Here is a 5,736-nt window from a genome sequence, read left to right on the forward strand (position 1 = left end):
CCGTACTTGCTCGAACAAATTCGCATTTTAGACCCAAAAATCATTTTATTAACCGGTGCAACAGCCCTGAAAGGTTTGCTAAGCGACAAGCGGCCAATTAGTAAAATCCGAGGTCAATGGATTGAATGGGAAGGACGGCTATGTATGCCAATTTTTCACCCCTCGTACTTGCTGCGAAACCCCTCCCGCGAACCGGAGACTCCGAAATGGTTTATGTGGCAAGATATGCAGGCTATTAAGGCTAAATTGGATGAATTAAAATAGCAATTGTAATGAATTTTTGTTTGGGCTTTGTCTGGGCGGGTTTCACCAACAATCTCTGATATTTACCCACAATCTCATAAACCCGCCCCCTTTGCATGACAATCGCGCAACCACAAACGAATAGCCTCAGCAATTGCGTTTTTCTCGCTATCTTGACCTAACAACAGGCTAACATCCGCCGCCGTACCAAACCGAGAAACAATTTTTACTAATTCCCAACCCTTCGGGGTTTTAGCTAAAAACAGCCAGTGATATTGCTGAATTTCGACTCGCTTTCCCCCCAGATACTGCGTTTCTAAAGTAGTAATAAAAGCTTGATTGGTATTTTCAGGAAGCGCATCTTCAAAATTTAAAGGTAGCGGTTGAAACTCCGGGCGACCTGCTACAATTATTTGACGGGACAAGTAACCGGACGGTGTGTTTTTGTTAGGAGAAAAGTGCGATCGTACAATTACACGGTTAGCATAACTCGGCAAATCTTGCAACAGGCGATCGACTAAAGCTTCTAAATCTGCCGGACAGGGCGATCGCCCTAACAAACCATTCCCCCTTGCACTTATACTCTTAGCATAATTTGTCGCAACATTAACCGCCAAACTCGGACTTGCAACCGCAGATGTTAGCAGATAAACACAGATCAATGCTGATGGGATTTGATCTGCGATCATCTGTGTTTATCCAATCTCTTCACAAATGCGCGCAAAAGCCGCCGCCGGATCGTCGGAAGCAGTAATTGGCCGCCCAATCACCAGATAATCCGCACCAGCTTTCAAAGCCGCTTTTGGAGTCATCGATCGCCTTTGATCGCCCCCATCGGCCCATTTCGGACGCACACCGGGACAAACTAACAGAAAATCATCCCCGCAACTCATTCTTAACTGTTCGACTTCTTGCGGAGAACAAACAGCACCGGCTAAACCTGTTTCCTTAGCTAACAATGCCATGTGCAAAGCATATTCTGGCAATTCCAAAGGTATTTTTAAGTCAAAAGCCAACTGTCGCGAATTCAAACTCGTCAACAGTGTAATTGCAATCAATTTAGGAATCCGTTTATCGACTGCGGCCGCCCCTTCTACTAAAGCTGACTGTGCCGCTTTCAAAGCATCCTTACCGCAAGTAGAATGAATTGTCAATAAATCCACATTGTACTTAGCAGCAGCCCGACAAGCACCAGCTACAGTATTGGGGATGTCGTGAAACTTCAAATCGAGAAAAATCCGTTTTTCCCGCTGTTTTAAAATTGACAAAATCCCCGGCCCGGAACTCACAAACAGTTCCAAACCCACTTTCCAGAAAGATACATCAGGGAGTTTGTCAATCAGGGCGATCGCACTTTCTAAACTCGAAACATCCAAAGCTACAATAATTCGATTATCAGCGTTCATAGCGCGTTCATCTTCAGTATTCATCTGCGGTTAAACAAGAAATTCAAGACACCAATCGCACAAATTTATTCTTCCCAACTTGCAAAACCTTACCGGATAATTCAGCAGGTGATTCAAAGGTAAGGTTAACATCAGAAACCTTGTCGCCCTCCAACTTTACTCCACCGCCCTGCATCAACTTCCGCGCCTCACCGCTGCTCTTGCAAAGCCCGCTAGCACTCAGGATATAAAACAACTTAGCTGGAAACTGCACGCTTGCCAAAGAGAACTCCGCTACAGCACCAGCTTGTCCAGTATCGCCTTCGCTCAGAGTAATTGCATCTTGTTGGGCGCGATCGCCCGCTTCCTTCCCCCGATACTGACTCACAACATTCACAGCCAAAAGTTTCTGTTTTTCGCGCGGATTTTCTGGCAATTCATTAAGTGGCAAATCTGTCAATAGCTCAAAATACTGGGCGATCGAACTATCGGCAATTTTCTCCAACTTAGAATACATCGTCAGCGGGTCTTCAGACAAACCAACATAATTATGCAACGACTTCGACATCTTCTGCACCCCGTCAGTCCCCAGCAAAATCGGCATCAGCAAACCAAACTGCGGTTTCATCCCAAAATGCCGCTGCAAATCTCTACCCACGGCAATATTAAACTTTTGGTCAGTTCCCCCTAACTCCACATCCGCTTCCAAAGCGACTGAATCGTAACCTTGCATCAGCGGGTACAGAAACTCGTGCAGGTAAATCGCATTTTCCTGCTGCATCCTGTTATCAAATCCCTCTTTAGCGAGCATCTGCTGCACCGTCATCGTGCCTAGCAGTTCCAAAATCTTCGCCAAGTCCAATTTGGACAACCACTCGGAGTTATAGCGAATTTCCAAGCGTCCGGGCGTGTCAAAATCGAGAATCGGACGCACTTGGTGCAAGTAAGTCTTGGCATTTTCCGCCACTTGTTCCTCTGTCAACTGCGATCGAACTTGAGATTTCCCTGTCGGATCGCCAATTCTTGCGGTAAAATCTCCGATCAGCAGTACCGCTGTGTGACCGGCATCCTGAAAAGCTCGCAGCTTGCGGACGCAAATGCTGTGTCCCAGGTGAATGTCACTCCCTGTCGGGTCAATTCCCAGTTTGACTCGCAACGGTCGATCGACTTTTGCCAGCAATTCGGCTAAATTTTCGTTAGGGTTGGTAGAATCAGGTCGATCGGGAAAAATCTCGCTGACGCCGCGGTAAAGCGCTGAAAGGTTAGGAGTTATCATAGGGGAGCGATCGGAAACCATAATATTTTGCGGGTCTTAGCCGAATCAGTTAAACTCACTGATTCACACATACAAACACACTTATCAAGCTACCATAATCCCAAAGCGACCCTGCTTTTATTGGCTGACCCCGCCCAAAAACACCTACCGTGTCCCCGACAACAGTCGCGGCGAACCCCAAATTTTAGACTCAAGTTCAAACTCCCAAATTCATCAGCAAGTAAATCTAAAATCTAAAATCTAAAATCGACTGACAGCCTCCAGAGTTCGCATCTAAAATTAAAAGTCTTAAGCCCCAAATTGAGTGAGGAAGTGAAATCCACGTGTCAACCAACGCAGTTCGCAAACATACGGAAAACTCAGCCCCTGTATTCGAGTTTGTTCAGTCAGTCAGTAAAGTGACCGCCGGAACCATACTCAGCATCACAATGCTTGCCAGTTCCGTTGTGGCTGGCGGACTGGTTGGCTTAGCGATCAGTTTCCGCAATTTGCCAGATGTTCGGATCTTGCAAACCTACTCTCCTACAGAAACTACCCACATTTATGACATCAGCGGCAAGCCCTTAGCTAGCATCCACGACGAAGCCAACCGAGATGTCGTACCCCTCAACCAAATCTCCCCGAACCTGAAACGGGCCGTTCTGGCGATCGAAGATAGCAATTTCTTCACCCACAAAGGCATCAACCCCGGCGGGATAGCCAGAGCCCTGAAAGCCAACCTAGAGAAAGGTAGAACCGTTGAAGGCGGCTCGACTATGACTATGCAGCTAGTCAAGAACCTGTTTCTCTCACCCCAGTCAAAATTTAGTCGCAAAGTAGCTGAAGCGGTAATGTCTATCCGCTTGGAGCAAATTCTCAACAAAGACCAAATTCTGCAACTATACCTGAATCAAATCTACTTAGGTCACAACTTGTACGGCGTAGAGACAGCCTCTCGAAGCTATTTCAACAAGTCAGCAAATAATTTGACTCTTTCAGAAGCAGCGATGCTGGCCGGCTTAATTTCTGCTCCGGAAGAATACAGTCCTTTCATCAATTACAAGTTGGCAAAAGAGCGGCAGGAAATCGTTTTAAACCGGATGAAAGAACTCAAATGGATTACTTCGGCCCAAGCAGATACCGCCCGCACCCAAAAAATTAGGCTCGGCAAAATTACCTCTTTTGGCGGCTCTCAAGTTCCTTACGTCACGCAAGCCGTAGTCCAGGAACTGACCAGGCGTTTCGGGCGAGATGCCGTCGTCAAGGGAGGAATGCGCGTTCAAACCACGATCGACCTCAAAATGCAGCGCATAGCCGAAGAAACCGTCAAAGCGTGGCACGATCGACTTTATTACCAAGGACTTTTTTATGATCGCGAGCAAGGTCAAATTGCCCTAGCCGCCGTCGATCCCCGCACCCACTTCGTCAAAGCAATGGTTGGCGGCGTCGATTACGAAAAGAGTCAGTTCAACCGAGCCATTCAAGCACGCCGCCAGCCCGGATCTTCTTTTAAGCCTTTCATCTACTACGCTGCCTTTGCGAGCGGCAAATACACCCCCGATTCAATTGTCTACGACTCCCCTGTCGGCTACCGCGACGGCGACGGCTACTACTACCCTCAAAACTACGGCGGCGGCTTCTCCGGGGCCGTCAGCATCCGCAGAGCCTTGGAAGTATCGCTCAACATTCCCGCCGTCAAGCTCGGCCAAGAAGTCGGATTGAACAAAGTGATTGAGATTTGCCGCACCCTCGGCATCAGAAGTCCGATGGAACCCGTGATTTCTTTGCCACTAGGTGCCGTTGACTTAACTCCTTTAGAAATGGCCGGAGCTTTTGCTACCTTCGCCAATAACGGCTGGCATTCTGACACCACATTTATCGTGCAAGTAACCGACAGCAGCGGCAACGTCTTGCTCGACAATACACCCAAACCAAAACCAGTTCTCAACGCCTGGGCCGCAGCATCAGTCAACAGCGCCCTCCAAGGAGTAATTAACAGCGGAACGGCAAGGGCGGCCCAACTCGGGCGGCCTGCTGCAGGGAAAACTGGTACAACTTCCTCAGAACGCGATATCTGGTTTGTGGGTTACGTCCCTCAGTTGTCCGTTGCTGTCTGGATGGGTAACGACAATTACACGCCCATGAGCTACGGTGCTACTGGCGGTGGGATTGTTGCCCCTGTTTGGCGCGATTTTATGAGCCAAGCTTTGCAAGGCGTACCCGCAGAAAATTTCAAACCTGCTTCAGCTTTTGAGCGGCCTTAACTATTAGTTGGCAGTTGACAGGAAAGCAGTTGACAGGAAAGCAGTTGGCAGTTGAACATGAGTCAAAAACTAGGTCTATAAGCATTCTTCCTTCTTCCTTCTTCCTATGATTGTTTTTCCAGCTCAGATTTCATCCGCTCCAGCGTAGAGTTCATTTGCTCAAACATCTGCTGGGGCGTAATCCCAAATTGATTGAGCTGTGTTTTTAACTGCTCTACAGTCATCTGAGCCATGAAATCCTCAGACAGCTCGAAGCGCTTCATAAAAATCCGGTAGCGCTCCATCATTGATTCCATCTGAGCGATGAACATTTTCTTGCCTTCGCGATCGAATTTGCCGTAATTGCCACCTAGTTTGATGAGAGATTGATAATCTTCAAACAACAGCTTGGCTTCTTGCTGAACAATTTCTGAATCAAAAAATCCCATAGCTTTCCTAATTTTTTATATTGAACTAATTTTCATCTAAGCGGGAAGTCTCGCTGCTTATTACATTATTTTATCAGTTGCAGGAGGAAGTCTCTACCCTTGAAGACGTAAGAATTAGTAGCAATTTCCGTACAGCAGACGGGGGAGAGTGGGAGAGTGGG

Annotated in this window: 6 protein-coding genes; 2 read left to right on the forward strand and 4 right to left on the reverse strand. The window is 47.5% G+C overall.

All coding sequences use genetic code 11. From position 1 onward, the window contains the following. Positions 1-264, forward strand: a 264-nt coding sequence (locus IQ270_RS27465; protein WP_305076231.1) for a uracil-DNA glycosylase family protein, incomplete at its 5' end; no start/stop codon positions are given. 74 nt (positions 265-338) lie between these two features. Here the strand turns inward: IQ270_RS27465 and IQ270_RS27470 are convergent. Genes IQ270_RS27470 through tyrS form a run of 3 tightly spaced genes read right to left on the reverse strand, consistent with a single transcriptional unit; the run spans position 339 to position 2,904 of the window. Continuing rightward, on the reverse strand, positions 339-932 hold the full coding sequence (locus IQ270_RS27470) for a hypothetical protein (RefSeq protein WP_193976321.1): 594 nt from the start codon (positions 930-932) through the stop codon (positions 339-341). Positions 933-938: 6 nt separating this feature from the next. Continuing rightward, complete coding sequence (gene pyrF, locus IQ270_RS27475; protein ID WP_193976324.1) at positions 939-1,649, reverse strand: orotidine-5'-phosphate decarboxylase; 711 nt, start codon at positions 1,647-1,649, stop codon at positions 939-941. 43 nt (positions 1,650-1,692) lie between these two features. Then, positions 1,693-2,904, reverse strand: coding sequence for a tyrosine--tRNA ligase (gene tyrS / locus IQ270_RS27480; RefSeq protein ID WP_228056753.1), 1,212 nt, complete (start codon positions 2,902-2,904; stop codon positions 1,693-1,695). Between the two features lie 323 nt (positions 2,905-3,227). Here tyrS and IQ270_RS27485 point away from each other — a divergent pair, with 323 nt between their 5' ends. After that, entirely contained in the window at positions 3,228-5,147 is a 1,920-nt protein-coding gene (locus IQ270_RS27485; protein ID WP_193976323.1) for a penicillin-binding protein 1A, read from the forward strand. A gap of 104 nt (positions 5,148-5,251) precedes the next feature. On the opposite strand, the gene IQ270_RS27490 is transcribed toward IQ270_RS27485, so the two are convergent. After that, a complete protein-coding gene (locus IQ270_RS27490; protein WP_006632589.1) occupies positions 5,252-5,575 on the reverse strand; it encodes a DUF1825 family protein in 324 nt (107 codons plus the stop codon). Positions 5,576-5,736 lie beyond the last annotated feature (161 nt).

It is taken from the genome of Microcoleus sp. LEGE 07076, assembly GCF_015207455.1.
Lineage (GTDB): Bacteria > Cyanobacteriota > Cyanobacteriia > Cyanobacteriales > Microcoleaceae > Microcoleus.